Origin of the sequence: Paraburkholderia sp. UCT70 (assembly GCF_050434085.1) — a bacterium.
Classification (GTDB): domain Bacteria; phylum Pseudomonadota; class Gammaproteobacteria; order Burkholderiales; family Burkholderiaceae; genus Paraburkholderia; species Paraburkholderia tuberum.
Map to the genome: position 1 here is coordinate 3,609,545 of NZ_JBNPVZ010000004.1, position 24,921 is coordinate 3,634,465.

21 protein-coding genes and 1 pseudogene are annotated in these 24,921 nt (G+C 64.2%); 8 read left to right on the top strand and 14 right to left on the bottom strand.

Going from position 1 to position 24,921, the window contains the following annotated elements; all coding sequences use genetic code 11:
- Window positions 1-7: 7 nt before the first annotated feature.
- From rapZ to kdsD, 10 genes are all read right to left on the bottom strand, one after another.
- On the bottom strand, window positions 8-901 hold the full coding sequence (gene rapZ / locus OKW41_RS42425) for an RNase adapter RapZ (RefSeq protein ID WP_429576119.1): 894 nt from the start codon (window positions 899-901) through the stop codon (window positions 8-10).
- A 98-nt stretch (window positions 902-999) separates the two neighbouring features.
- The gene (gene hprK, locus OKW41_RS42430) at window positions 1,000-1,968 is read right to left on the bottom strand and encodes an HPr(Ser) kinase/phosphatase (RefSeq protein WP_008921706.1); all 969 of its coding nucleotides are present in this window, start codon (window positions 1,966-1,968) and stop codon (window positions 1,000-1,002) included.
- An 80-nt stretch (window positions 1,969-2,048) separates the two neighbouring features.
- Window positions 2,049-2,564, bottom strand: a complete 516-nt coding sequence (locus OKW41_RS42435) for a PTS sugar transporter subunit IIA (protein ID WP_184026940.1) — start codon at window positions 2,562-2,564, stop codon at window positions 2,049-2,051.
- A 342-nt stretch (window positions 2,565-2,906) separates the two neighbouring features.
- Entirely contained in the window at window positions 2,907-3,263 is a 357-nt protein-coding gene (gene hpf, locus OKW41_RS42440) for a ribosome hibernation-promoting factor, HPF/YfiA family (protein WP_027199628.1), read from the bottom strand.
- Between the two features lie 170 nt (window positions 3,264-3,433).
- Window positions 3,434-4,951, bottom strand: coding sequence for an RNA polymerase factor sigma-54 (locus OKW41_RS42445; protein WP_429454601.1), 1,518 nt, complete (start codon window positions 4,949-4,951; stop codon window positions 3,434-3,436).
- A gap of 193 nt (window positions 4,952-5,144) precedes the next feature.
- The gene (lptB, locus tag OKW41_RS42450; RefSeq protein ID WP_090805577.1) at window positions 5,145-5,921 is read right to left on the bottom strand and encodes an LPS export ABC transporter ATP-binding protein; all 777 of its coding nucleotides are present in this window, start codon (window positions 5,919-5,921) and stop codon (window positions 5,145-5,147) included.
- Between the two features lie 17 nt (window positions 5,922-5,938).
- Entirely contained in the window at window positions 5,939-6,610 is a 672-nt protein-coding gene (gene lptA / locus OKW41_RS42455) for a lipopolysaccharide transport periplasmic protein LptA (protein ID WP_429453296.1), read from the bottom strand.
- 39 nt (window positions 6,611-6,649) lie between these two features.
- The gene (gene lptC, locus OKW41_RS42460) at window positions 6,650-7,237 is read right to left on the bottom strand and encodes an LPS export ABC transporter periplasmic protein LptC (RefSeq protein WP_429453294.1); all 588 of its coding nucleotides are present in this window, start codon (window positions 7,235-7,237) and stop codon (window positions 6,650-6,652) included.
- Entirely contained in the window at window positions 7,234-7,794 is a 561-nt protein-coding gene (locus tag OKW41_RS42465) for a KdsC family phosphatase (RefSeq protein WP_184026959.1), read from the bottom strand. The genes lptC and OKW41_RS42465 overlap by 4 nt, the downstream gene beginning before the upstream one ends.
- Window positions 7,794-8,777 (bottom strand): arabinose 5-phosphate isomerase KdsD, encoded by a 984-nt coding sequence (gene kdsD, locus OKW41_RS42470; protein ID WP_090802947.1) that lies wholly within the window; start codon window positions 8,775-8,777, stop codon window positions 7,794-7,796. The genes OKW41_RS42465 and kdsD overlap by 1 nt, the downstream gene beginning before the upstream one ends.
- A 206-nt stretch (window positions 8,778-8,983) precedes the next feature.
- On the opposite strand from kdsD, the gene OKW41_RS42475 reads away from it, so the two are divergent.
- The 5 genes from OKW41_RS42475 to purU all read left to right on the top strand — a co-directional run bounded on the left by OKW41_RS42475 (window position 8,984) and on the right by purU (window position 14,322).
- On the top strand, window positions 8,984-10,981 hold the full coding sequence (locus OKW41_RS42475) for a cation:proton antiporter (protein ID WP_429454599.1): 1,998 nt from the start codon (window positions 8,984-8,986) through the stop codon (window positions 10,979-10,981).
- 81 nt (window positions 10,982-11,062) lie between these two features.
- Window positions 11,063-11,629 (top strand): adenine phosphoribosyltransferase, encoded by a 567-nt coding sequence (locus tag OKW41_RS42480; protein ID WP_184062472.1) that lies wholly within the window; start codon window positions 11,063-11,065, stop codon window positions 11,627-11,629.
- Window positions 11,630-11,801: 172 nt separating this feature from the next.
- The gene (locus tag OKW41_RS42485) at window positions 11,802-12,416 is read left to right on the top strand and encodes a LysE family translocator (RefSeq protein ID WP_184027294.1); all 615 of its coding nucleotides are present in this window, start codon (window positions 11,802-11,804) and stop codon (window positions 12,414-12,416) included.
- A gap of 73 nt (window positions 12,417-12,489) precedes the next feature.
- Window positions 12,490-13,368 (top strand): NUDIX hydrolase, encoded by an 879-nt coding sequence (locus OKW41_RS42490; protein ID WP_429576120.1) that lies wholly within the window; start codon window positions 12,490-12,492, stop codon window positions 13,366-13,368.
- An 84-nt stretch (window positions 13,369-13,452) separates the two neighbouring features.
- Window positions 13,453-14,322 carry a formyltetrahydrofolate deformylase gene (gene purU, locus OKW41_RS42495; protein ID WP_184067058.1) on the top strand — a complete coding sequence of 290 codons (870 nt, stop codon included), beginning with the start codon at window positions 13,453-13,455 and terminating at the stop codon, window positions 14,320-14,322.
- Between the two features lie 58 nt (window positions 14,323-14,380).
- Here the strand turns inward: purU and OKW41_RS42500 are convergent, their stop codons facing one another.
- The 3 genes from OKW41_RS42500 to uvrA form a co-directional block, all read right to left on the bottom strand.
- Complete coding sequence (locus OKW41_RS42500; RefSeq protein WP_429576121.1) at window positions 14,381-15,607, bottom strand: PepSY-associated TM helix domain-containing protein; 1,227 nt, start codon at window positions 15,605-15,607, stop codon at window positions 14,381-14,383.
- Between the two features lie 283 nt (window positions 15,608-15,890).
- On the bottom strand, window positions 15,891-16,976 hold the full coding sequence (locus OKW41_RS42505; protein WP_429576122.1) for an AI-2E family transporter: 1,086 nt from the start codon (window positions 16,974-16,976) through the stop codon (window positions 15,891-15,893).
- Between the two features lie 34 nt (window positions 16,977-17,010).
- Window positions 17,011-19,884: an excinuclease ABC subunit UvrA gene (uvrA, locus tag OKW41_RS42510; protein WP_429576123.1), complete on the bottom strand. Its 2,874-nt coding sequence runs from the start codon at window positions 19,882-19,884 to the stop codon at window positions 17,011-17,013.
- A 302-nt stretch (window positions 19,885-20,186) separates the two neighbouring features.
- On the opposite strand from uvrA, the gene OKW41_RS42515 reads away from it, so the two are divergent.
- Both OKW41_RS42515 and OKW41_RS42520 read left to right on the top strand, forming a co-directional pair.
- Window positions 20,187-21,374 carry an MFS transporter gene (locus tag OKW41_RS42515; RefSeq protein ID WP_429576124.1) on the top strand — a complete coding sequence of 396 codons (1,188 nt, stop codon included), beginning with the start codon at window positions 20,187-20,189 and terminating at the stop codon, window positions 21,372-21,374.
- Window positions 21,375-21,520: 146 nt separating this feature from the next.
- The gene (locus OKW41_RS42520; protein WP_090802962.1) at window positions 21,521-22,051 is read left to right on the top strand and encodes a single-stranded DNA-binding protein; all 531 of its coding nucleotides are present in this window, start codon (window positions 21,521-21,523) and stop codon (window positions 22,049-22,051) included.
- Between the two features lie 149 nt (window positions 22,052-22,200).
- Here the strand turns inward: OKW41_RS42520 and OKW41_RS42525 are convergent.
- Window positions 22,201-22,999 (bottom strand): annotated as a pseudogene (locus OKW41_RS42525) (hypothetical protein).
- Window positions 23,000-23,260: 261 nt separating this feature from the next.
- Between OKW41_RS42525 and OKW41_RS42530 the strand changes: the two are divergent.
- The gene (locus OKW41_RS42530) at window positions 23,261-24,907 is read left to right on the top strand and encodes a methyl-accepting chemotaxis protein (protein WP_429576125.1); all 1,647 of its coding nucleotides are present in this window, start codon (window positions 23,261-23,263) and stop codon (window positions 24,905-24,907) included.
- Window positions 24,908-24,921 lie beyond the last annotated feature (14 nt).

The window sequence follows — 24,921 nt, forward strand, 5'->3', positions numbered from 1 at the left end:
CGGCCGGTTAAGCCACCAGCTTCGATGATTCGCCGACGTCGACCGGCGCATCGCGGTGCCGCACAATCACATTCGCCGATGTTGCGAGACGCGCGGCAAGCGTCTCTGCGATGAATACCGAGCGGTGCTGGCCGCCCGTGCAACCGATCGCGACGGTCAGGTAGCTGCGATTGTCGTCGCGGAAATGCGGCAGCCACTTGGACAGATACTTCTCGATGTCGTCGATCATCTCGTTGACGACCGGCTGCGCATCGAGAAAATCCATCACCGGTTTGTCGAGGCCGGTGAGCGGCCTCAATTCATGATCGTAGTATGGGTTCGGCAGCGTGCGTACGTCGAATACGAAATCCGCGTCGAGCGGTACGCCGCGCTTGAAGCCGAACGACTCGAACATCAGCACGAGCCCCGCGTCCTCCTGTTCGATGAAGCGCTTGACCCATGCGCGCAGCACGTTCGCGCGCAGATTGCTCGTGTCGATCTGATGGCCGAATTCGGCAAGTCCCGCGACCAGTTCGCGCTCGCGTTCGATCGCTTCGGCGAGCGACGTGAGCAGGCCAACGTCCGCGTCGTGCGCGGGCGAGCCGGACAGCGGATGGCGGCGACGCGTTTCGGAAAAGCGTTGAATCAGCGACTGCGTGCTCGCGCTCAGGAACAGCACGCGCACGTCGTGCGAGCGCTTGAGGTCGCGGATCATCGCGGGCATTTCGTCGAGCGACGAACCGGAGCGCGCGTCGATCGCGACCGCGAGACGATCCTGGCCGTCCGCGGCGAGGTAGGTGGCGAGTTGCTGCAGAAAACGCGGCGGCAGATTATCGACGCAGTAATAACCCGCGTCTTCGAGCGCGTTCAGGGCAACGGATTTGCCGGAGCCGGAGATACCGGTGATCAGGATTATGCGCATGGAGTCGTCGAAAGCGTAGATTTCATCATAGCATCTGGCCTCCATGCGCGTGCCCGCGGCCTGCCTTCTGCGGGCGCTTCATGGCGCTGTGGCGGGCTTCAGATCAGCTTGCCGGGAAACTGGCTATCGGGATCCTGCATGGCGAGACGTTGCCGATCCATGAAATCGCGCAGCGTGTCGATACCGCGCAGCTGCAGAATCGTGTTGCGCACGGCCGCTTCGACCAGCACCGCGAGGTTGCGGCCGGCGGCCACCTGGATCGTCACCTTGCTGATCGGTAGGCCGAGCACGTCGACGGTCTGGCTTTCCAGCGGCAGCCGCTGGAATTCGCCGTCGGGGCGGCGCACCAGTTGCACGATCAGCTTCAGTTTCATTTTGCGGCGCACCGCCGTTTCGCCGAAGATCGTCTTGATGTCGAGCAGACCGAGGCCGCGAACTTCGAGCAGGTTCTGCAGCAGCGGCGGACAGCGTCCTTCGACGAAGTCCGGGCCGAGGCGCACGAAGTCGACAGCGTCGTCGGCGACGAGACCGTGGCCTCGGCTAATCAGTTCGAGGCCGAGTTCGCTCTTGCCGAGGCCCGAGTCGCCGGTCAGCAACACACCCATGCCGAGGATGTCGAGAAACACGCCGTGCAGCGTCGCGCGCGGCGCGAGAATGCGCGACATGTAAAGACGCAGACTATCGATCACCGCGGCCGCCGAGGTCGGCGTCGTGAACAGCGGCGTCGACGAGCGCGTGCAGCGCAGCACCAGCTCCGGCGGCGCCGCGACTCCGCCCGCGACGACGAGAAACGGCGGCTCCAGCGCGATCAACTCGGCCATGTGGCGCGAGCGGTCTTCGTCGGTCTGACGTTTGTAGTAGTCGATTTCAGCGTCGCCGAGCACCTGGATCCGGTTGGGGTGGATCAGGTTCAGGTGGCCGACGAGGTCGGCGCTCGACGTGGCATTGGCGACCGATTCCGAAGAAAAGCCGCGCTCCCAGCCTTCATGCCCCGTGAGCCAGCTGAGCTTCAGCATGGCGGCGTTGTCGTCGAAAATGCTCTGGGCGTTGATGCTGGACGTATCCATGAGTCAGTGACTCCAGTGTGAGCCGCTTACCGGGCCTTACCTGCGTGTATGTGCGTGCATGAACTACTGCCGCCGTTGCATCAAGGTTGCCACTGAGTAAGCAGGCGATGCAACGATTCGCGTTCTTCTTCCGTGTGCAGCCGCTCGCGGGCGTCGCGATCGGACAGCAATTGCGCAATCTCGGAAAGAATTTCGAGGTGCTGTTGAGTGGCCTGTTCGGGGACGAGCAGGAAGATCAGCAGCGAGACCGGCTGGCCGTCCGGCGCTTCGAAGGGGATCGGTTCGGCGAGTCTGACGAATGCGGCGAGCGGCTGCTTGAGGCCCTTGATCCGCCCATGCGGGATCGCGACGCCTTCGCCGAGCCCGGTCGAGCCGAGTCGTTCTCGCGCAAAAAGATTGTCTGTGACGGTACTGCGGGCGATGCCGTTCTGGTTCTCGAAGATCAGGCCCGCTTGCTCGAACACGCGTTTCTTGCTGGTGACCGATAGTCCGATGACGACGTTCTCGAGGGGAAGAAATTTGGCTAAACGATTCATTTTGACAGGCGAAAACGTGGCCTGAGTTCTCCCCACCGGGGCGGTTGAGTGACGTTCCATTCGTTCGATGCTGGCGAAGACGGACGGTCAGCGTCGATCGCGAAAGCGTTAGATTTCGATCGGCCGTACTTCATCAGAGCTGGCTTGACCCCGATGGTAACCGGAACATTATAGAACAGGGTGACGGCCGATGGTGCGGCGCGCCATCTATGCATATCAGGTTTTTCAGCGCTTGCGCCGCGGCACATGTCGCGCTGCGCAATCTTCTGCGGGAATGGTTGGGGTCGGCCTCGGCGAGACGCACCGGCGGTGAGCGGGAACCGGGGCGCTGAAACGAAAAACCGCCCGGTCGCGGGCGGCTCGACGAGTTCAAGGGAAATGAGGAATTTCCTCTAATTTCTCCTATTGCGGCGGCACGTCCAGTTGCGGCGCCGGCTGATACTTGATCGCTTCGTGCTGATGGCCTTGCAGACGATCCTTGTGGCGTATCACCTGCCTGTCGAGCTTGTCGATCATCAGATCGATTGCAGCGTACAAATCGCTGTCACAACTCTCGACGAAGATATCCTTACCCTTCAGATGGAGGTTGATTTCCACCTTTTGACGCTTGTCCTTTTCCTTATGGTTGTCGACCGAGAGGACCACACTGCCGTCGATGACCTGATCGAAATGTCTTAGCACCCTGTCCAGTTTGGTGATCACGTATTCGCGCAACGCAGGCGTTACTTCGAGGTGGTGTCCACTGATCTTGAGATTCATAGTGCTTCTCCAAGCTAATGGCCGCTTGGTCCGCACAATGACAGAGGTCCGGTCGATCTGACGGCTTGCCTGTGTCGCCCCCCGGTGACGGACATCTGGCAGGTCGCAGCGGCCGGCCTGTCCGCCAGGTGCGGAGCGGCCGGTAAATGCCCGCTGCAAAACGCGGCGGGCTACAGAGACTTGCGCAGGTTGACTGCCGGGATTCTGAGCGCCTCACGGTATTTCGCAACGGTACGCCGTGCGACCACGAAGCCCTGTTCCGCCAGCAGTTCGGCTATGCGACTGTCTGAAAGTGGCGATTTCGGGTTTTCCGCTCCTATCAGTTGTTTGATCAGCGCGCGAATGGCCGTGGAGGAGGCCGCGCCGCCGGTGTCCGTCGAAACGTGTGAGCCGAAAAAGTACTTGAATTCCAGCGTCCCGAATGGGGTCAGCATGTATTTGCCGGTTGTCACACGCGAGACAGTCGACTCGTGTAGGCCCAGCGTATCAGCTATTTCCCGCAAAACCAAGGGGCGCATGGCAATTTCGCCGTGCACAAAAAAGCTCTTTTGACGCTCGACAATTGCCTGCGCAACCCGCAGGATCGTCTCGAAACGCTGCTGGATATTTTTGATCAGCCAGCGTGCTTCCTGCAGTTGCTGGCGCAACGAACCACTGCCCGGATCGCCGCGGTTATTGCGCAGAATATTCGCGTATAGATGGTTAATCCGCAGCTTCGGCACTACCTCGGGATTCAGCTCCGCCTGCCAGCCCTGTGCCGTTTTGCGCACCATGATGTCAGGCACCACGTAGTCCGCTTCGGCCTTGCCATAGGCCGCGCCCGGAAATGGTTCGAGCGAGCGGATCAGCACATGCGCGTCGCGCAGATCGTCGTCGCTGGCCTTAAGGTACTTGCGCAGCCGCGTGAAATCGCGCGCGGCGAGCAGTTCCAGGTAATGGCTGACAATGTCTAGCGCAAGCGTGCGCGTGGGCGATGGCTCGAGCCGCAGCAACTGCAGCTTCAGACATTCGGACGCGGAGCGCGCGCCGACACCTGATGGGTCGAAGCTATGCAGCAGCGCAAGCGCGGCGTTCAGTTCGTCGACGTCGACTTCGAGTTCTTCGGGCAGGTCAGCCAGCACTTCTTCGAGCGTGGCGGCGAGATAGCCGTCGTCGTCCAGCGATTCGATCAGGAACGTGATGAGCGCGCGGTCGCGCTGGCTCGCCTGGGTGACGCGCAGTTGCGCCATCAGGTGGTCGCGCAGCGACGTGCTCGATTCGTGGATTTGCAGCGGGGGCAGGTCGTCGTCGTCCGACGCGTTGCCGGAGCGGCCGTAGTCGTCCAGGTTCCACTGCGAGGTATCGCCGCCGCCGTCGCCCGAAAGGCCATTGTATTCGTCGACACCCTGCGGCTCGCCGCTTTCGGCTCGCTCGCCGTTGCCCTCGGACGATGCCGAACCGTTGCCGGCCATCGGATCGGCCGGCGCCGAGGAGCCCGGTGTCTGGGCGATCACGGAACCGTCGCCTGCCACCCGCAACGGGCTCGCGATCCACTCGTCTTCGTTTTCGAGGAGAGGATTCTGCGAGATCGCCATGGCGACTTCCTGCTGCAGTTCGAGCGTCGACAACTGAAGCAGTCGGATGGACTGTTGCAGTTGCGGCGTGAGCGCAAGATGCTGCGATAGGCGGAGTTGGAGGCTGGCTTTCATGGCAAGTTGAGATTCATTGTAGAGAGTTTGCCACGACCGCGATACCTTGCGGCACTCGCAATTTTTGGGTACGCCCAATTTGGCGCGCCGCGCGGCGCCACCCTGCGCCGCCTGACAACGAATGTGCGGGTGCCGCAAAAATGGCGCCGCGGCCGGCCGCGCGCGCTCGCGTGGCCGGGGACGCCGTGTGTGCTTACATGCGGAAGTGCTCGCCCAGATAGACGCGCCGCACGCTTTCGTTTTCGATGATGTCGCTAGGCGCGCCGGCGGCCAGCACGCTGCCGTCGCTGATGATGTACGCGTGATCGCAGATACCTAGCGTTTCGCGCACGTTGTGGTCGGTGATCAGGACGCCGATATTGCGCTGCTTCAAGAACTTGACGATTTTCTGGATTTCCAGCACCGCGATCGGGTCGACGCCGGCGAACGGTTCGTCGAGCAGAATGAAGCTAGGATTGGTTGCCAGCGCGCGCGCAATTTCAACCCGACGACGCTCGCCGCCCGACAGCGAGAGCGCCGGATTTTCACGCAGATGCGCGATCTGAAGCTCGTCGAGCAGCGCTTCGGTGCGTGACGTGATCACGTCTTTGCCGAGGCGCTTGCCGTTTTCGTCGTGCTGCAATTCCAGCACCGCGCGAATATTCTGCTCGACGCTCAACTTACGGAACACCGACGCTTCCTGCGGCAGATATGACAGGCCGAGCGATGCGCGTTTGTGAATGGGCAGCAGGCTGATCGACTTGCCGTCCAGATCGATTTCGCCGGCGTCGAGCGGCACGAGGCCGACGATCATGTAGAACGACGTGGTCTTGCCGGCGCCGTTCGGGCCGAGCAGGCCGACCACTTCGCCGCTCTTCACGTCGAGCGACACGTCCTTGACAACCGTGCGCGAGCCATAGCGCTTCTTCAGATTGCGCACGACCAGCGAACTGCTGGTGCCGGCCGGCTTCCGATGGGGGAGGGGCGCGATGGTGCTGCTCATGGTGCTCACTGGTTCGGCGCTCCCTGGATCGAGTTGGACGGCGTGAGCGTGGCCGACGCGCCGGTCAGCGGCGCGGCGCCGGCGTTGCGCGGCGAGAGCATGGCGCGCACGCGGCCGGTCGGGTTGCCCGGACCTGCGACGTCCTTGCCTGCCTTCGCGGTGTAGAAGTCGTTCTGGCCGTCGTAGGTGATCACGCTACCGTGCACCTGGTCGAGCAGCGTCGTCATGCTCTGCAGGCGGCGCACCGTCGCATTGGTGGTCAGCGTGGTCAGATCCTGCTTGCCGTCGTAGTCGATACGGATCGCCGTACCCTCGATGTATTCGTCGAGCCCTTCGCGCTTCTGGCGGAAATACGACAGATTGCCGCCGCTCGAGGTGCCGGTCGCGAATTGGTAGCCCTGCGGGTCTTGCGACACTTCGACGCGATCGGCCTTGATCAGGATCGTCCCTTTGGTGGCCACCACGTGGCCGGTGAAGATGCTGACCTGCCGCAGGTCGTCGTAAGTCATGTTGTCCGCTTCGATGTTCAGCGGCTTGTCTTTGTCGGCGCGGTCCGCGTGCGCAAGCGGCGCGAAGCCGACGAGCGGCAGCGCGACGACGAGCGCAGCGAGTGCGGCGCGGCACGCGGACAGCGCGCGCGAACGGCCGGTATCAAAACGGGGGTGCGATTCGTTCATGCAGTCACGCCTGGAATGGATTACCCGGTATGCGTTGGCTTAGTGGCCGGAATCGGACGCGGCGATTGCGCCTCTTACATTGCCGAACAGTTGCATAAACCGGGTGACATTGTTGTATTTCATGCCGCTGGCAGTCATCACGGACATGCCGCGCTGAAGTTTAACTGGCTTTTCAGTCTCGATCACATCGTCGTTGACGAGGACCCTGAAATGCTCGGAATCGGCCTGCATCTGCGGGTCGCCGCCGCCGGGCGCGCGCAGGATGCGCGCGTTCTGGTACAGATTGACGATCGACGCATCCGCGTTGACCGTGCCCGTGTCGCCGGTCGCGGTGACGATCGGCTTGCCGGGCTGGAACGCACGCATCGCCGGTTTGACGAGGTCGCTCATTTCGTCGTCCTCGTAATGGACCAGCGACTTCGCGGTCAGCCGGTACTGCGTCGCGCCCGACTGGTCGAGCTCGGACACCGAAAAGTCGTCGGCGAAGTAGTCCGGCGTGTGTTCCTTCGGGCGCACCTCGTCGTCGGTCTTGCGCGGCAACGTGGCTTGCAGCAGCCACCACGTGATGCCGGCGAGCGCCGCCATCGCGATGAGCGGGATCAGCGAAGTCAGGCGAAACTGGTTCATCCCACGAGGCCCCGTTGCTCGCCGCTGCACGCCGCCGCGAGCAGTGCTTCATATTTGTGCTGGGCACGCAGCAGCGTGTCGCACACTTCGCGCGCCGCGCCGTAACCGCCGCGCGCCTCGCTGACCCAGTGGGCGCGTGCGATCACTTCGGGATGCGAATTGGCCGGCGCGGCCGCGAAGCCGACGCGCAGCATCACCGCGAGATCGACCCAGTCGTCGCCCATGTAGCCGCAGTCCTCGGCGGTGAGGCCGGTTTGCCGCAGCAGGTCGGCGAACGCCTGTGGCTTGTCCTGCACGCCCTGGTAGACATGCGCGATGTTCATTTCTTTCGCCCGCGCGGCCACGATGCCGGACTTGCGCCCGGTGATGAGCGCCGTTTCGATGCCGGCCTGGCGCAGCAGCTTCATGCCGTGGCCGTCCATCGAGTTGAAGCCTTTCATCGTGTCGCCTTCCGCCGTGAACAGCAGGCCGCCGTCGGTCAGTACGCCGTCGACGTCGAAAATCATCAGCTTCACGCGGCTTGCGCGTTCGGTAGCGGTAGGGGGAGCAACGGCCATCAGATCACCTTCTTCGAAAACAGGTCGTGCATGTTGAGCGCGCCGATCAGCTTGCCCGTTTCGTCGACGACCAGCATCTGATTGATGCGATAACGCTCCATCAGTTCCACGGCTTCGACCGCGAGATGATCCGGCCCGATCGTGCGCGGGCCCGCGGTCATCACCGAGGCGATCGGCAGCTGGCGGAAATCGCCGTCGCGTTCGAGCACGCGGCGCAGGTCGCCATCGGTGAAGATGCCCGTCACACGGCCCTCGCGGTCGACGACCGAGGTCATGCCCATGCGCTTCGCGGTCAGTTGAAAGAGGGCATCGCTGACGGTTGCCTCAGGGGTGACCTGCGGCAACTGGTCGCCGGTGCGCATGACGTCGCGCACGTAGGTGAGCAGGCGTCGGCCGAGCGCGCCGCCCGGATGCGAGCGCGCGAAGTCGTCGCGGCCGAAGCCGCGCGCGTCGAGCACCGCGACCGCGAGCGCATCGCCGAGCGCGAGCGCGGCGGTGGTGCTGGCGGTGGGCGCGAGATTCATCGGACAGGCTTCCTTCGCGACGCCGGAATTCAGATGCACATCCGCGAGTTGCGCGAGGCTAGAGCCAGGACGGCCCGTCATCGCGATCAGCTTCGCGCCGATCCGCTTGATGAGCGGCAGGATCGCCATCAGCTCCTCGGTTTCGCCCGAATTGGACAGCGCGAGAAATACGTCGTCGGCGGTCACCATGCCGAGGTCGCCGTGGCTTGCTTCCGCCGGATGCACGAAGAACGCCGGTGTGCCGGTGCTTGCCAGCGTGGCCGCGAGTTTGCGGGCCACGTGGCCGGATTTACCGATGCCGGAGACGACCACGCGTCCACGGCAACCCAGGATGAAATCGACCGCGCCGACGAAACTGCCGTCGAGCTGGTCGCGAAGCGCGCGCACGGCGTCCGCTTCGATGTCGAGTACGTCGCGAGCAAGCGTGAGTGCCCTGTCGCCATTGATTTTCGCTATCATTCGCGGAGTATAGCAAAGGCGCCTGTTCGCCGCCCCGGGCCTGCTGTGCCGAGCCGCTGTCTGCATCGGCCTGTCGACAATCCCTTTTTCAGCTGCTTTGCCGCCTTTTTGCAGCTTTTTTGCCGGCCCAATCAATCATGTCGCACGGCGTTCTCGTGCGCGGTTCCGCTGACGAACGAGGACGCTTGACCCATGCGTTTTTGCCGATGATTTCCCCGCTCGAAATGACGCTGTTTCTGCTGCTGGCATCGGTGGCGGGCGTGGTGATCTTTCGCTTCCTGAATCTGCCGCCGATGCTCGGCTACCTGACGGTCGGCATCGTCGTCGGGCCGCATGCGTTTGGGCTGATTCCCGATTCGGCGGGGGCGCAGAATCTCGCGGAATTCGGTGTCGTGTTCCTGATGTTCTCGATCGGGCTCGAGTTTTCGTTAGCCAAGCTGCGCACGATGCGCCGGCTCGTGTTCGGACTCGGCTTGCTGCAGGTGATCGGCACGGTCGCGGTGGCGGTGTCGCTCGGCTTCGTGCTCGAGCGTTGGGTGCATATCACGTGGCAGGCGAGCGTCGCGCTGGGCGGCGCGCTGGCGATGTCGTCGACGGCAATCGTCAGCAAGATGCTCGCGGAGCGGCTCGAAATCGAAACCGAGCACGGCCGCAATATCTTCGGCGTGCTGCTGTTTCAGGATCTCGCGGTGGTGCCGCTGTTGATCATCATTTCGGCGCTCGGCGGCCGCTCCGAAAATCTGGTCAGCGCGCTCGGCGTCGCGGCGATCAAGATCGTCGTGGCCCTCGCGCTGCTGCTGATCGTCGGGCAGCGCTTCATGACGCGCTGGTTCAACGTGGTCGCGCGGCGGCGCTCGCAGGAGCTGTTCGTCCTCAATCTGCTGCTGGTGACGCTCGGCGCCGCGTTCATCACCGACAAATTCGGACTGTCGCTCGCGCTCGGCGCGTTCATCGCCGGCATGTTGATCGCCGAGACGCCGTATCGGCATCAGGTCGAAGAGGACATCAAGCCGTTTCGCGACGTGCTGCTCGGGCTCTTCTTCGTGACCACCGGCATGCTGCTCAATCCGCGCGTGATCTGGGAGCATCCGCTCGTCGTGCTGGCCTTTTTCCTCGGCCCGGTGCTGCTGAAAGCAGTCATGATCACCGGCCTTGCGCGGCTCTTCGGCGCGACGCCGGGCGTCGCGATGCGCACCGGTATCGGTCTCGCGCAGGCGGGCGAGTTCGGCTTCGTGCTGCTGAACCTGATTCTCGACCGACATCTCGTCGATGCGACGCTGTTGCAGGCGATTCTCGCCGCGATGCTGCTGTCGATGCTCGCCGCGCCGTTCATGATCCAGAACGCGGACCGTGTCGTGCTGCGGCTGTCGTCGACCGAATGGATGATGCAGTCGTTGCAGATGACGCGCATCGCCACGCAAAGCCTGAAGCAGAGCGGCCACGTAATCATCTGCGGCTACGGCCGCGCCGGGCAGAACCTCGCACGAATGCTCGAGCATGAAGGGCTCTCGTATGTCGCGCTCGATCTCGATCCCGACCGTGTCGCGGCGGCCGCGGCAGCCGGCGAATCGGTCGTGTTCGGCGACGCGGGGCGGCGCGAGTCGCTGCTGGCCGCCGGCCTGCATCGCGCGGCCGCGATCGCGATCACCTACGCGAACACGCCGTCGGCACTGCGCGTGCTGCACAACATTCACGAGATGGAGCCGACGCTGCCGGTCATCGTGCGCACCGTCGACGATGCCGATCTGGAGAAACTGCTCGCCGCCGGCGCGACGGAGGTGATTCCGGAGATCGTCGAGGGCAGCCTGATGCTCGCGTCGCATACGCTCGTCGTGATGGGTGTGCCGATGCGGCGCGTGGTGCGGCGCGTCGAGGAGATGCGCGACGAACGTTATTCGCTGTTGCGCGGCTATTTCCACGGCGCCGACGACATCGACGACGACGACGGCCACGAGCAGGTGCGGCTACAATCGGTGCCGGTCGACGAGAGCGCCGACGCGGTGGGCCGTACACTCGCCGAGGTGGGCCTGTACGAACTCGGTGTCGAAGTGACCGCGATCCGCCGGCACGGCATCCGCGGCGTCGAACCGGACCCGTCGACGAAACTGCGCGCGAGCGACATCGTGGTGCTGCGCGGTCTGCCCGAACAACTGGCGCAAGCCGAGGAGCGGCTGTCGAAGCATCGCCGCGCCGCTGCGGCCTGAACCCGTGAGCCTGGCCCGTTCTGGCGGGCGACCCTGATTCAAGCTTTTCACCGGACCTGTCGAGGTCCATCCGGAGACATCATGTCCAAGGCGCTCGCGAGCGCGCCGCTCGATGCGGCCGACTACATCAGAAGTCACATTCGCACGGTGCCCGACTGGCCGCAGCCGGGCGTGCAGTTCCGCGACATCACGCCGCTGCTGCGCGAACCGAAGTCGCTGCGTGTGCTGATCGACCTGTTCGTGCAGCGCTATATCGACGCGAAGCTCGACTACATTGCCGGGCTCGATGCGCGCGGCTTCATCATCGGGCCGATCGTCGCCCATGAGTTGAGCGTTGGCTTCATCCCGATTCGCAAGGCGGGCAAGCTGCCGTACAAGCGGATCTCGCAATCGTATGAACTGGAATACGGTACCGCGACCGTCGAGATTCACGAGGATGCGTGCGAGCCGGGCGACCGCGTCGTGATCATCGACGATCTGATCGCGACCGGCGGCACGATGATGGCCGGCAAACTGCTGCTCGAGCGGCTCGGCGCGGTCGTCGTGGAAGGCGCGGCGATCGTCGATCTGCCGGAGCTGGGCGGCTCGAAGCTGCTGGGCGAGGGCGGTCTTGCGCTCTATACCGTGACGAGTTTCGACGGTCATTGAACCGGGAGGTAGTCACGGCGCGTGCCGTGACGCGCGGTAGCGTTTCCCGCCGTACCAGCGGCTAAAGTCGCACGAGCCGCACAAGCCCGGTTGGCCGAGCAAAACCAACCGGGCTCAACGATATGGCTCACCCATCAGGGTTCACCAGTCGCCCAACCAGAAGGCCACCACGATGCCCAACTTCCTGCTGTTTCTTGCCACCTCGATCGCGATCACCGTGGCGCCCGGCCCGGACAATCTGCAGGTGCTCGCGCGCGGCATCTCGCAGGGCCGCGCGGCCGGCCTGGTCGCCGCGCTCGGCTTTGCCGCCGGCATCACGTTTCATACGACACTCGCGGCGCTCGGCGTCGCCGCGCTGCTGCGCTCGTCGCCGCTCGCGTTCGAAGCGATCAAGCTCGCCGGCGCCGCGTATCTGGTGTGGATCGGCATCAAGGCGCTGCGCAGCCAGGGCCTCGCGACCGCGCACGAGCGTGCGCCGCAGCCGCTTTCGACGGTGTTTCGCCAGAGCGTGCTCGGCAATCTGATGAATCCGAAGGTCACGCTGTTCTTCGTCGTGTTTCTGCCGCAGTTCGTGCAGCCGGACGGCGCGCAGAGCGTCACCGTGCAAATGCTGGAGCTCGGCGCGCTGTTCATGCTGCAGACCGTCGTGGTGTTTTCGCTATTCGGCGTGTGCGCGGGGATCATCGGCGGCTGGCTCAGACGGCGGCCGCGCGTGGGCCTGTGGCTCGATCGCGTGGCCGGCGCGACGTTCATCGCGATCGGAATTCGCGTCGCCTTGCGCGACTGACAGTCGTCACGCAATCCGCCCGCTTCTGCTTTGCCCCGGTTCGCCACGACGGCGGACAGTTTGGAGTTTTCCGATGACTTTGCCCTGCATCACCGCCGCGCGCCGCTTCGACGCGAACGCGCATCGGCCGTTTCTGATCTGCGCCGAACAGGTCGGGTGGATTCGCGAGCGCGACGTGCCGCTGCTCGCGCGCTGGCCCGACGTGTTCGAGATGGCGAACGACGGCGTGACGCTCTCCGCCACGTTCGATACCGTCGATCTGCGCAGCGCGGCGCTCGCTTCCGTGATCGGCGCGCTCGCCGCCGATGGTCGCATCCCCGGCTGGCGCAACGAGACGTACGCGATCCGCAATGCGTTCGACGCGCCGCCGCTCGCGTATATCGAGCGCGCGGCGTCGCGCTTCTTCGGCACGATGACCTACGCGGTGCATCTGAACGGCGTCGTAGAATATGCGGATGGCGGAGCGCACTTTGGCGGAGCGCCGCGTGGCGCACCGCAATTGTGGATCGCGCGCCGCAGCGATACCAAGGCGACCGACCCCGGCATGCTCGACAACGTCGTCGCAGGCGGGATCGGCTGGGGCTTCGGCATCGCCGAGACGATCGTCAAGGAATGCTGGGAAGAAGCGGGCATTCCGCCGCAGATCGCGGCGAGTGCGGTCGCCGGCCGCACCGCGCACGTGCTGCAATCGCTGCCGGAAGGCACGCAGGCCGAGCAGATTTTCATCTACGACCTCGCGCTGCCCGCCGACTTCGCGCCGCGCAACCAGGACGGCGAAGTGGGCGAACACCGGCTCGCGCGCATCGACGAAGTCGCGCGCTGGATCGAGGAAGGCGCGTTGACCGTCGATGCCAGCCTCGCGACGCTCGATTGCCTGCTGCGCCGCCGCTGGATCGACGAGGACGCGTGCGAGGGCATCGACGCGCTGTTCGCGCCGCCGGCGCTGGCCTAGCTCAGGCTCATCAGTCGAGCTCAACCCGTGCAGCCAGTACCCACTGAAACAAACCACGCATTGAAGAAGGGAGTCACCGAGGTCATGTCGACCGATCACAGCTTTATCCTCAAACTGTCGTGCGCCGACCGGCCCGGCATCGTTCACGCCGTGTCAGGCTTTCTGTTCGAGCGGGGCAGCAATATTCTCGACTCCGCGCAGTTCGGCGACAGCCGCACCGGCGAGTTCTTCATGCGCGTGCATTTTCAGCAGGTGGGCGGCGATCCGGGGCTTGACGCGCTGCGCGCGTCGTTCGTGACACTCGCCGAGCAGTTCGGCATGAGCTGGGAATTGCACGATGCGAACGTGAAGCCGCGCGTCGTGATCATGGTGTCGAAGATCGGCCACTGCCTGAACGATCTGCTGTTCCGCTACCGCACCGGTCAGTTGAACATCGACATCCCGGCGATCATCTCGAACCACAAGGAGTTCTACCAGCTCGCCGCGAGCTACGACATCCCGTTCCATCACTTCCCGCTGCTGGGCGGCACGCCCGAAGCGAAAACCGCGCAGGAAGCGCGCGTGCTCGAAGTGATCAACGAGCATCAGGCCGACCTCGTGGTGCTCGCGCGCTACATGCAGATCCTGTCGCCGAATCTGTGCGAGGCGCTCGCCGGCCGCGCGATCAACATCCACCACTCGTTCCTGCCGAGCTTCAAGGGCGCGAAGCCGTACTACCAGGCATTCGACCGCGGCGTGAAGCTGATCGGCGCAACCGCCCACTATGTGACGACCGATCTCGACGAAGGCCCGATCATCGAGCAGGAAGTCGAGCGCGTGGACCACAGCATGACGCCGGAACAACTGACGGCGATCGGCCGCGACGTCGAGTGCGTGACGCTCGCGCGCGCGGTGAAGTGGCACGTGGAGCATCGCGTCGTGCTGAACGGCAGCAAGACGGTGGTGTTCCGCTAGGAGCCGCGCCAGTAACGCTGCGACGGTCGAGGTCGGCGCGGTCCTTTACCTGCTCGTGTTACGAACGCGCTGCCGCGCCACCCGTGCTTCTCGCGAGATTCGCGTTTTGCGCGGAACGACGGCGCGCGTTCAGCTTCTTCAGCCAGATCAGCAGGCCCGTGACGCTCAGCACGGCCACCGCCACCCCCACCGCGCTGATCAGGATCCGCCCCCCGAGACCGAGGATGCGCCCCGAGTGCAGCGGAAACTGCATCTGCAGGAAGATGTCGCCGGCCGTGCCTTGGCCGGGAATCCGCGCGGCGAGCCGCTTGCCGGTGGCGGCGTCCCAATACATCCACGGGTTGCCGAGGCCGGTGTCGCCGTGGTCGTTGCCGGGCGTGTAGAAGCCGACGCCGTACGCGTGCATGAATTCGGCGTAGTAGAGCCCGCCCGGCGGCGCGGCGACATGCATTTCCGTGCCGGCTTGCCCGGCGAGTTCGACGATGCGCTCGCGGCTCAGCACCTGATCGCCGGGTTGCGGCGCGCGCAGGATTTCTGGGTCGCTGAACGGATCGGGTGTCAGCGTCGACAGTCGTGACACGATCGGCCGCACCACCTGGGACGACAGATTCATCGAAATCGACGTCAGCGCGACGATCGCCAGCAGGCTCCAGATCCATACGCCGCCGGAGCGGTGCAGATCGAACGTCAACGCATAGCCGCCGCGTTTCAGGCGGAACGTGAACGACTTGCGCCAGGCCTTCAGGCTCGGAAACGACAGGCACAGCGCAATCACGCTGTCAAAGAGCCACACGATGCCGACGATCCCCATCAGCCAGGTGCCAAGGTCGACACCGCCGGTAAACGGCAACTGCAGCGTGTAGTGCAGCTTGTAGATGAACGGAATCAGGTTGAGTCGCGCGAGCGACACGGCGCCCCACTCGCGGCGTCCCTGGATCTCGCCGGTGACGGGATCGACGGCGATCTGATTGAAATCGAGCGGATCGGGCTGCTTCGTCGCCGGATCGGTGCGCGGCAGCACCATCATCTGCAGCGTGTGGCCCGGTTCGACCGCGAGCGGCAGATAGGTCACCCGAAGACGCGGATCGGCGGCTTCGACGCGATTCGCCAGTTCGAGGCCGGACAGCGTCGGCCCGACCGTGCGAGCCTGGTAAAACGACGGGTTCAGCGCGGCATCGAGCTCGTGGTCCCACGCGATGATCGCGCCCGTAAGGCCCGCGACGAACAGAAACAGTGCGGTCGCGACGCCGAACCAACGGTGCAGGCGGACAAGCTGGCGTCTCATGCGCGAGCCGGCAACGCACAACAGGGACCCAGACGGAGACGCGGGTGGGCGATCAGGTGAAACGTCACGATGCGGACGGTGTGTAAATAGGAATTGTTCGCATCTTAGGGGTTGACGCGGTCGGCTGCAAGTTTTCTGTCGGCAAGAGGCGACGCTGCAGGGTCGCGGAAGCAAAAAAAAGCGGCACCGAAGTGCCGCTTGTGCTTTCGTCGCCTGCATGGACTGCCGCGTGTGCTGCGGAGCGCTAGTGAGTGCTGACTTTTGCTACTCGATTCGGCCCAACTCACACCAACCGCAAATAAATGAGCTCCCGCTTGATGTACGCATAAAAAATCGGCGCCGCGATGACCCCGGCGAGACCGAACGCCGCTTCCATCACCAGCATCGCGATCAGCAGCTCCCACGCGCGCGCCTCGATCTGCCCGCCGACGATCCGCGCGTTCAGGAAGTACTCGAGCTTGTGAATCAGGATCAGGAACACAAGTGACATGATCGCCGCCGGAAAACTCACCGACAACGCGACCGCGACGATGATCGTGTTCGAGATCAGATTGCCGATCACCGGCAGCAGACCCACGATGAACGTGACGAGCACGAGCGTCTTCGACAGCGGCAGCCGGTCATGGAAAACCGGCAGGATCACGAGCAGGAAGATCGCGGTGAACACCGTGTTCAGCGCGGAGATCTTCACCTGCGCGAACACGATGCGGCGAAACGCGTCGGCAAAACGCGTGACGCGCGTGACGAACGCGGTGGACAGCGGCAGCCGCTGGATATGCTTTTGCGCGCCGACCGCGATGATCGCGCCGATGATCATGCCGAGCAGCACGTGCGTGAACGCGCGCGCCACGGTCGTGCCGCTTTGCTGCAGCATGTTCGCGTGCGTGTGCATCAGTTCGGCGGCCTTCGTCTTCATCTGCTCGGTGTCGACCGGCAGATAGTTCGCGACGAATTGGGGAATCCTGCCGCGCGCCTGGTCGATCAGTTGCATGGCCTGATCGAGCAGAGCCTGCACGCTCGGCACGTCGTTCTCGAAATGCGAGATGATGCCGAGCGTGAGTCCCGTCAGCGCGCCGACGATCAGCGTCGACAGAATCACCACCGCGAGCCAGCGCGCCCGCTTGCTCGACATGTGACGCTCGATGCGCGGCGCGATTGTATGCACGAGCTGAAACACCAGCAGCCCGGCGAGCAGCGCGCCGAGCAGCTTCAGTTCGATCACCGCCCACATGCCGAACAGCATCACCACGTAGCTGCCGATCTCGACCGCCGACAGCTTCGGCAGACTCATGTCGCTGGTCAGCCTGACCGGGCGCGGGCGCAGGTCCTGCACCCGATCTTCTTCGCGCGCCTGATTACGCTTGGTCATGGCTTATCCCGTCTCCAACCTCGGTAGTGCAGCGTTACTTCGTGGTGGCGGCGCGCTTGAGCAGCGGCGCCAGATATTTGCCGGTAAAACTGGCCTTCGACTTCGCGACCTGCTCGGGCGTGCCCTGGGCGATGATCTGCCCGCCGCCGGCGCCGCCTTCGGGGCCGAGATCGATGACCCAGTCCGCAGTTTTGATTACATCGAGATTATGTTCGATGATCACGACGGTATTACCCTGGTCACGCAACCGGTGTATGACTTCCAGCAACTGCGCGATATCGTGAAAGTGCAGGCCGGTAGTCGGTTCGTCAAGGATGTATAGCGTGCGACCGGTATCACGCTTGCTCAGTTCCAGCGACAGTTTCACACGCTGCGCCTCGCCGCCCGACAGCGTGGTGGCCGACTGACCCAGGCGAATATAGCCGAGACCCACGTCCAGCAGGGTTTTCAGCTTGCGCGCGACGACCGGCACGGCCTTGAAGAACTCGTACGCGTGTTCGACCGTCATGTCGAGCACTTCGCTGATGTTGCTGCCTTTGTACTGGATATCGAGCGTTTCGCGGTTGTAGCGCTTGCCGTGGCACACGTCGCACGGCACGTACACGTCGGGCAGGAAGTGCATTTCGACCTTCAGCACGCCGTCGCCCTGGCACGATTCGCAGCGCCCGCCCTTCACGTTGAACGAGAAGCGCCCCGGATCGTAGCCGCGCTCCTTGGCGGCCGGCACGCCCGCGAACAGCTCGCGGATCGGCGTGAACAGGCCCGTGTAGGTGGCCGGATTCGAGCGCGGCGTGCGGCCGATCGGCGACTGATCGACGTTGATCACCTTGTCGAAGTGCTCGAGGCCCTCGATCGACTCGTACGGCGCAGGCTCCGTGGCCGAGCCGTACAGATGATGCGCGACCGCGTGATACAGCGTGTCGTTGATCAGCGTCGACTTGCCCGAGCCGGACACGCCGGTCACGCAGGTCAAAAGACCCACCGGCAGATCGAGCGTGACGTTGTGCAGATTGTTGCCGTACGCCTCGACGATGCGCAGGCGCCGCTCGTCGGGATCCTTGCGCTCGTCGGGGTATTCGATCGTGCGCGCGCCGGACATGTATTGGCCCGTCAGCGACGCCGCGTTCTTCTGCACCTCTTTCGGCGTGCCCTCGGCGATCACCATGCCGCCGTGCTCGCCGGCGCCCGGGCCCATGTCGACCACATAGTCGGCCATGCGGATCATGTCCTCGTCGTGCTCGACGACGATCACCGAGTTGCCGAGATCGCGCAGATGCTTGAGCGTCGAGATCAGCCGGTCGTTGTCGCGCTGATGCAGGCCGATCGACGGTTCGTCGAGCACGTACATCACGCCGGTCAGCCCCGAGCCGATCTGGGAAGCGAGGCGAATGCGCTGCGCTTCGCCGCCCGACAGCGTTTCCGCGCTGCGTTCGAGCGACAGGTAATCGAGCCCGACGTTGTTCAGGAACATCAGACGCGCGACGATTTCCTTGACGACCTTGTCGGCGATCTCGCGCTTCGAGCCTTCGAGGCGCAGGGTCTGGAAGTAGCCGAGCGCATCGCGCAACGGCCAGCCGCTGATCTCGAAGATGCCGCGCGCGTCGCTGTCCGCGCCGATGCGCACGAAGCGCGCCTCGCGACGCAGCCGCGTGCCCGCGCACGCCGGGCATGGCTGGTTATTCTGGTATTTGGCGAGTTCTTCGCGCACCGCGGACGAATCGGTTTCGCGGTAGCGCCGCTCCAGATTCGGGATGATCCCTTCGAACACGTGCTCGCGCACCGACGTGCGGCCGCGCTCGTTGATGTACGAGAACGGAATTTCCTGCTTGCCCGAACCGTACAGCAGGATCTTGCGGACTTTCTCCGGCAGGTCCTCGAGCGCGGTGTCGATGTCGAAGTCGTAGAACGCTGCGAGGCTCTGCAGCATCTGGAAGTAGAACTGGTTGCGCCGGTCCCAGCCCTTCACCGCGCCCGCCGCTAGCGATAGCGACGGATGCGCGACCACCCGCTTCGGATCGAAGAACGTAATCTGGCCGAGGCCGTCGCATTCGGGGCACGCGCCCATCGGGTTGTTGAACGAGAACAGGCGCGGCTCGAGTTCCTGCAGCGAATAGGAGCAGATCGGGCAGGCGAACTTCGAGCTGAACAGGTGCTCCTTGTCCGTATCCATTTCGAGCGCGATCGCGCGGCCGTCGGCGAGACGCAGCGCCGTTTCGAACGATTCGGCGAGGCGCTGCTTCATGTCGGGGCGCACGCGCAGGCGGTCGATCACGACGTCGATCGTGTGCTTGTCGTTTTTCTTCAGCTTCGGCAGAGAGTCCACATCATAGATTTTCGCGGTGCCTTCGTTGGCGGTGCCGCCGCCCGAGCGCACGCGAAAGCGCACGAAGCCTTGCGCCTGCATGTCCTCGAACAGATCCGTGTGCTCGCCCTTGCGATCGCTGACGACGGGCGCGAGGATCATCACGCGCGTTTCGTCGGGCAGCGCGAGCGCCGCGTCGACCATCTGCGACACGCTTTGCGCTTCGAGCGGAATCTCGTGATCGGGGCAGTAGGGCGTGCCGACGCGCGCGAATAGCAGGCGCAGATAATCGTGGATTTCGGTGACGGTGCCGACCGTCGAGCGCGGATTGTGCGAGGTCGCCTTCTGTTCGATCGAGATAGCCGGCGACAAGCCTTCGATCAGGTCGACGTCCGGCTTTTCCATCAGTTGCAGGAACTGCCGCGCGTAGGCGGACAGACTTTCGACGTAGCGCCGCTGTCCTTCCGCATACAGCGTATCGAACGCCAGCGACGATTTGCCGGAGCCCGAAAGCCCCGTGATAACGACGAGCTTGTGACGCGGTAGGTCGAGATTGACGTTCTTCAGGTTGTGGGTGCGAGCCCCACGAATACGGATTTGTTCCACGGATTTATTCCATGAACTGCGGAAAGGGAAAGAGGCCAAACCTGCTACTATAACGACTTTTCCAGACCGCCGTTACGGTGTGCTGATAGCGGGAAAAAGGCGTAACTGGGGCCGTTTTCCGTGAGTACAAGATGCCGCGAGGGGCGAGCGGGGGCGATGGGGCACGGGCTTTGCGCGTCTCGTCGGCGCGGACCCGCCGATATGCCGGGGCTAGCCGCCTGCCTGTTCGTTCTGCTCCACTGTGCCGGCGGCCAAGGCTGTCCCCACGGGCTCGCCGCCCGGTTCATTCAAACAACGCTTCGATGTCCAATCCGTCCGCCATCTCCACACGCATGAGCGCGCCCGAATTGCGCGCGACCGTGTCGCTTGCCGCCATCTTCGCGCTGCGCATGCTGGGTCTCTTCATGATCATGCCGGTGTTCTCGATCTACGCGAAGACCATTCCCGGCGGCGAAAACGTGCTGCTCGTCGGCATCGCGCTCGGCGCGTACGGCGTCACGCAGTCGATGCTCTACATTTTCTATGGCTGGATCTCCGACAAGGTCGGCCGCAAGCCGGTGATCGCGACGGGCCTGCTGATCTTCGCGATCGGCAGCTTCGTCGCGGCGGCCGCGCACGACATGACGTGGATCATCGTCGGCCGGGTGATTCAGGGGATGGGTGCGGTGTCGTCGGCGGTGATCGCGTTCATCGCCGATCTGACCTCGGAGGAACATCGCACGAAGGCGATGGCGATGGTCGGCGGCAGCATCGGCGTGTCGTTCGCGGTCGCGATCGTCGGCGCGCCGATCGTGTTCCACTGGCTCGGCATGAGCGGGCTCTTCACGCTGGTCGGCGTGTTCTCGATTCTCGCGATCGGCGTCGTGATATGGGTCGTGCCCGATGCGCCGAAGCCGGTGCATGTGCGCGCGCCGTTCGCCGAAGTGCTGCACAACGTCGAGTTGCTGCGTTTGAATTTCGGCGTGCTCGTGCTGCACGCCACGCAAACCGCGCTGTTCCTCGTCGTGCCGCGCATTCTCGAAGCGGGCGGGCTGCCGGTCGCTTCACACTGGAAGGTGTATCTGCCGGTGATGGGGCTGTCGTTCGTGATGATGGTGCCGGCGATCATCGCCGCCGAGAAGCGCGGCAAGATGAAGATCGTGCTGCTGTCGGCGATCGCTCTTATCCTGATCGGCCAGTTGTTATTGGGCGTTGCTCCGCATACGATTCTGAGTGTGGCGGCGATCCTGTTCGTGTACTTTCTCGGCTTCAATATTCTCGAGGCCTCGCAGCCTTCGCTGGTGTCGAAGCTCGCGCCCGGTACCCGCAAGGGAGCCGCGGCCGGCGTGTACAACACCACGCAGTCGATCGGTCTTGCGCTGGGCGGAATGATCGGCGGCTGGCTCCTGAAGGTTAACGGCCAGAGCGCGGTTTTCTTCGCCTGCTCCGGGCTGGTATTTTGCTGGCTTATAATCGCCGCAAAGATGAAACAGCCGCCGCGCAAGGCGTAACAGAGCGTGCTCGGGGCACCTCCCGAATCATCCAGAACTCACCCGGCGGCGGGCAGAGGCGCTCTTCTGGTCTCGGGCCTGCCGGCCGTGAGACGCGAACCGCGTAGTGCCGCGCCGCCTGCAACAGGAATCAACAGGAGAAATTCATGGCATCCGTGAACAAGGTCATTCTGGTCGGCAACCTCGGCGCCGATCCGGAAGTCCGCTATCTTCCGAGCGGCGACGCAGTGGCGAACATCCGCCTTGCGACGACGGACCGCTACAAGGACAAGGCGTCGGGCGAGATGAAGGAAGCGACCGAGTGGCACCGCGTCGCGTTCTTCGGCCGCCTAGCGGAAATCGTGGCGGAATATCTGAAGAAGGGCTCGTCGGTGTACCTCGAAGGGCGCATCCGCACGCGCAAGTGGCAGGCGCAGGACGGCACCGATCGCTATTCGACTGAGATCGTCGCGGAGCAGATGCAGATGCTCGGCGGCCGCGGCGGCGCGTCGATGGGTGGCGGCGATGAAGGCGGTTATAGCCGTGGCGAGCCGTCGGAGCGTAGCGGCGGCGGTGGTGGTCGCGCGATGTCGTCGGGCGGCGGTTCGCGTGGCGGTAGCGGCGGTGGCGGTGCGAGCCGTCCGAGCGCGCCGGCTGGCGGTGGCTTCGACGAGATGGACGACGATATTCCGTTCTGATCGTTGCGGCTCGATGCCGAGCCGACCAGCGTCCCGCTGATCGACACAAAAACAGAGGCCCGCTTTCTGCCAGGAAAGCGGGCCTTTCTGCCTTCTGTTTGCCGGCTTTTTTTACGTCACGCGCGCGGACGGGGCATTCCCTGAGAAACTCACCGACTCAAATGCTCCAACGTATCCCGCAACGGCAGACTCGAAATCACGATCGGCCCGGTGAACGGCGTGTCGAGATCGACGATCACATAAACCGCCGAAGCAATCGACACCGCTCCCAGCGATATCGTCACCAGCGCCAACGCATTGCGCGGCGCGATCAACCCGAAGCTCAGAAAGATCACGCCTAGCCAGAACGTCAGCGTCCTGAAGAACGGCTGCGAAATCGAGCTGTGCGCTTCCTCGATGATTTTCCAGCGCGCATCGATGACGCGCCGGTACTGCGTCAACGCGTCATCGAGCGCACGTTGCTGCAATGCATCCTGCGTGCGCAGCTGTCGCAATTGCCGCCCCACCGTGGTCAGCATATCGCCCAGACGCACGTTTTCGAGTTGCTGCGGATTGTCCGGCGGCCCGAGATCGTGCGGATAGTCGCCGCTCGGCGCGGGCTCGCGCGGCCATGTCGAAGCGATCGCCGCCGCCGTGTACTGGCGCCAGGCGCCGCGATTCGTCGGCCGCGCTGCCGAGCTCGCGCAGCGTCGAGTCGAATTCGATCAGTTCGGCCGCATAGCTGCGCATATCGTTCGACGCGGTGTCGAAGCTCGCTTTCGCCGATGCCGTCATCAATCCCAGCACCAGCGCGGCGAACGTCACCAGCATGCCGATCACGAGCTGCACGAGCTGTACGGTCTCGTGTGCCTTGTGCTCTTCCGGCAGCAGCGGCCGCACCCCGACGCCGAGGCCTGTGGCGATCAGCAGCAGCGCGAACACGAGTACGGCCGAACCGATTTCCGACATGGGCGCGCTCCGGGCAGGAAGGAGCTTCGACAGAAGGGCTTCAGCAAACGGGCTTCGAGACTCTATTGATGTAACGCAAGCCGGGCGAGCGATCAACCATAAAGTTTTCGGCCGATACGCCGTTGTCCCGAATGTGCTGTTTGCTTAATTTTCAGACAAGTTGCGGACCGGGCCGAACGGCGTGGGCGCAGCCTGCGTGGCCGTGCAGCTATCGTCAACGATACGGAACCATCGGCCGGGCAGCCCAAGGAGACCAGTCCGATGTTGAAAAAGCTGTCGATTCGCACCAGCCTTACCCTGATGATCGTGTTCTTCGGCATCGTGCTGCTGCTCGGTGCGGCCGCGGGATTGTTGTCGCTGCGCTCGTCGAACGCGTCGCTGCAACAGATGTACACGGTCGACACGCCCGCCGTCGCCGACCTCGAAGGCAGCGCCGGCCAACTGCTGCGCCTGCGGCTCGCGCTCGCGACGTACGCGTCGCTCGTCGCGCTGAACGATCAGGACGGCGCGAGCGCCGTGCTCAAGCGCTTCGATCAGTACCGCAAAGCCTCTGACGAGCGGCTTGCCCACTATTTGAGCCATGCGGGCACGGATGCCGATGAGCAGCGTCTGATCGCCGACATGCAGCAGAAGCGCGACGCGTTCCTGCACGACGGCGTCGACCCGACGCTCGCCGCGCTGAAGTCGAGCGACACCAACGCCTTCCAGCAATCGCAGGCGCATAAACTGCCGTCGCTGTACAGCGCGTACGAGAAGGCCATGCTCGCGCTCGAGCAGTTGCAACTCGATCACGGCGCACAGCGCTACAAGGATGCGCAGGACCTGTTCTACGCGATCAGCACGGCGGTGGCGATCGGCATTGCGCTGTCGCTGGTCGGCGGCCTGCTCGCCCGCTTCGTGCTCGTGCGCGCGATCGTCACGCCGGTCGATGCGACGATCGCGCGGTTCCAGCGCATCGCCGATGGCGACCTGAGCGGCCGCATCGAGGTGCTCAGCGACAATGAGATGGGCCGTCTCGCGGCCGCGCTGCGCAAGATGCAGGAGTCGCTGATCGCGACCGTCAACGCGGTTCGTCAAGGTACCGATTCGATCGATACCGGCGTCAGCGAGATCGCGGCCGGCAACGCCGATCTGTCGCAACGCACCGAGGAGCAGGCGGCGGCGCTCGAGGAAACGGCCGCGAGCATCGAAGAGCTGACCACGACGGTCAAGCAGACGGCCGACAACGCGAAAGAGGCGAGCTCGCTCGCGCAGGGCGCCTCGACGCTGGCCGCGCGGGGCGGCGAGCTGACCGAGCAGGTGGTCGGCACGATGCACGGCATCGTCGACGATTCGCGGCGGATTGCCGATATCGTCGGCGTGATCGAGGGCATCGCGTTCCAGACCAACATCCTCGCGCTGAACGCCGCAGTCGAGGCGGCGCGAGCGGGCGAGCAGGGACGCGGCTTCGCGGTCGTCGCGAGCGAAGTGCGCTCGCTCGCGCAGCGCAGCGCGGCGGCGGCCAAGGAGATCAAGGGCTTGATCGACGCGTCGACCACCCGCGTGGAGCAGGGCTCGCAGCTCGTCGAGCGCTCGGGCACGACGATGAACGACATCGTCGGGGCGATCGCGCGCGTCAGTTCCATCATGAACGAGATCGCGGCGGCGGCGCTCGAACAAAGCACCGGCATCGATCAGGTCAATCGCGCGGTCGGTCAGATGGACGAGGTCACGCAGCAGAACGCGGCGCTCGTCGAGCAGGCGGCCGCGGCGGCGAGTTCGCTGGAAGATCAGGCGCGGCGCCTGTCGACGGCGGTGGCGGTGTTCCGGACCGGCAGCGAATCGCGCAGCCGTGCTCCAGCGCCCGGCGCGAAGGTGGCCGGTGTTGCCGGCGAGCGGAGACTGGACAGCGAGTTTGTCGCGGCGTAACGCGAGCCGTTGCG

Bases quoted from the DNA above. Each gene is read 5' to 3' on its own strand.
- rapZ (WP_429576119.1), bottom strand. From the start codon at position 901: ATGCGCATAATCCTGATCACCGGTATCTCCGGCTCCGGCAAATCCGTT.
- hprK (WP_008921706.1), bottom strand. From the start codon at position 1,968: ATGGATACGTCCAGCATCAACGCCCAGAGCATTTTCGACGACAACGCC.
- OKW41_RS42435 (WP_184026940.1), bottom strand. From the start codon at position 2,564: ATGGAACGTCACTCAACCGCCCCGGTGGGGAGAACTCAGGCCACGTTT.
- hpf (WP_027199628.1), bottom strand. From the start codon at position 3,263: ATGAATCTCAAGATCAGTGGACACCACCTCGAAGTAACGCCTGCGTTG.
- OKW41_RS42445 (WP_429454601.1), bottom strand. From the start codon at position 4,951: ATGAAAGCCAGCCTCCAACTCCGCCTATCGCAGCATCTTGCGCTCACG.
- lptA (WP_429453296.1), bottom strand. From the start codon at position 6,610: ATGAACGAATCGCACCCCCGTTTTGATACCGGCCGTTCGCGCGCGCTG.
- lptC (WP_429453294.1), bottom strand. From the start codon at position 7,237: ATGAACCAGTTTCGCCTGACTTCGCTGATCCCGCTCATCGCGATGGCG.
- OKW41_RS42465 (WP_184026959.1), bottom strand. From the start codon at position 7,794: ATGGCCGTTGCTCCCCCTACCGCTACCGAACGCGCAAGCCGCGTGAAG.
- kdsD (WP_090802947.1), bottom strand. From the start codon at position 8,777: ATGATAGCGAAAATCAATGGCGACAGGGCACTCACGCTTGCTCGCGAC.
- OKW41_RS42475 (WP_429454599.1), top strand. From the start codon at position 8,984: ATGATTTCCCCGCTCGAAATGACGCTGTTTCTGCTGCTGGCATCGGTG.
- OKW41_RS42480 (WP_184062472.1), top strand. From the start codon at position 11,063: ATGTCCAAGGCGCTCGCGAGCGCGCCGCTCGATGCGGCCGACTACATC.
- OKW41_RS42485 (WP_184027294.1), top strand. From the start codon at position 11,802: ATGCCCAACTTCCTGCTGTTTCTTGCCACCTCGATCGCGATCACCGTG.
- OKW41_RS42490 (WP_429576120.1), top strand. From the start codon at position 12,490: ATGACTTTGCCCTGCATCACCGCCGCGCGCCGCTTCGACGCGAACGCG.
- purU (WP_184067058.1), top strand. From the start codon at position 13,453: ATGTCGACCGATCACAGCTTTATCCTCAAACTGTCGTGCGCCGACCGG.
- OKW41_RS42500 (WP_429576121.1), bottom strand. From the start codon at position 15,607: ATGAGACGCCAGCTTGTCCGCCTGCACCGTTGGTTCGGCGTCGCGACC.
- OKW41_RS42505 (WP_429576122.1), bottom strand. From the start codon at position 16,976: ATGACCAAGCGTAATCAGGCGCGCGAAGAAGATCGGGTGCAGGACCTG.
- OKW41_RS42515 (WP_429576124.1), top strand. From the start codon at position 20,187: ATGTCCAATCCGTCCGCCATCTCCACACGCATGAGCGCGCCCGAATTG.
- OKW41_RS42520 (WP_090802962.1), top strand. From the start codon at position 21,521: ATGGCATCCGTGAACAAGGTCATTCTGGTCGGCAACCTCGGCGCCGAT.
- OKW41_RS42530 (WP_429576125.1), top strand. From the start codon at position 23,261: ATGTTGAAAAAGCTGTCGATTCGCACCAGCCTTACCCTGATGATCGTG.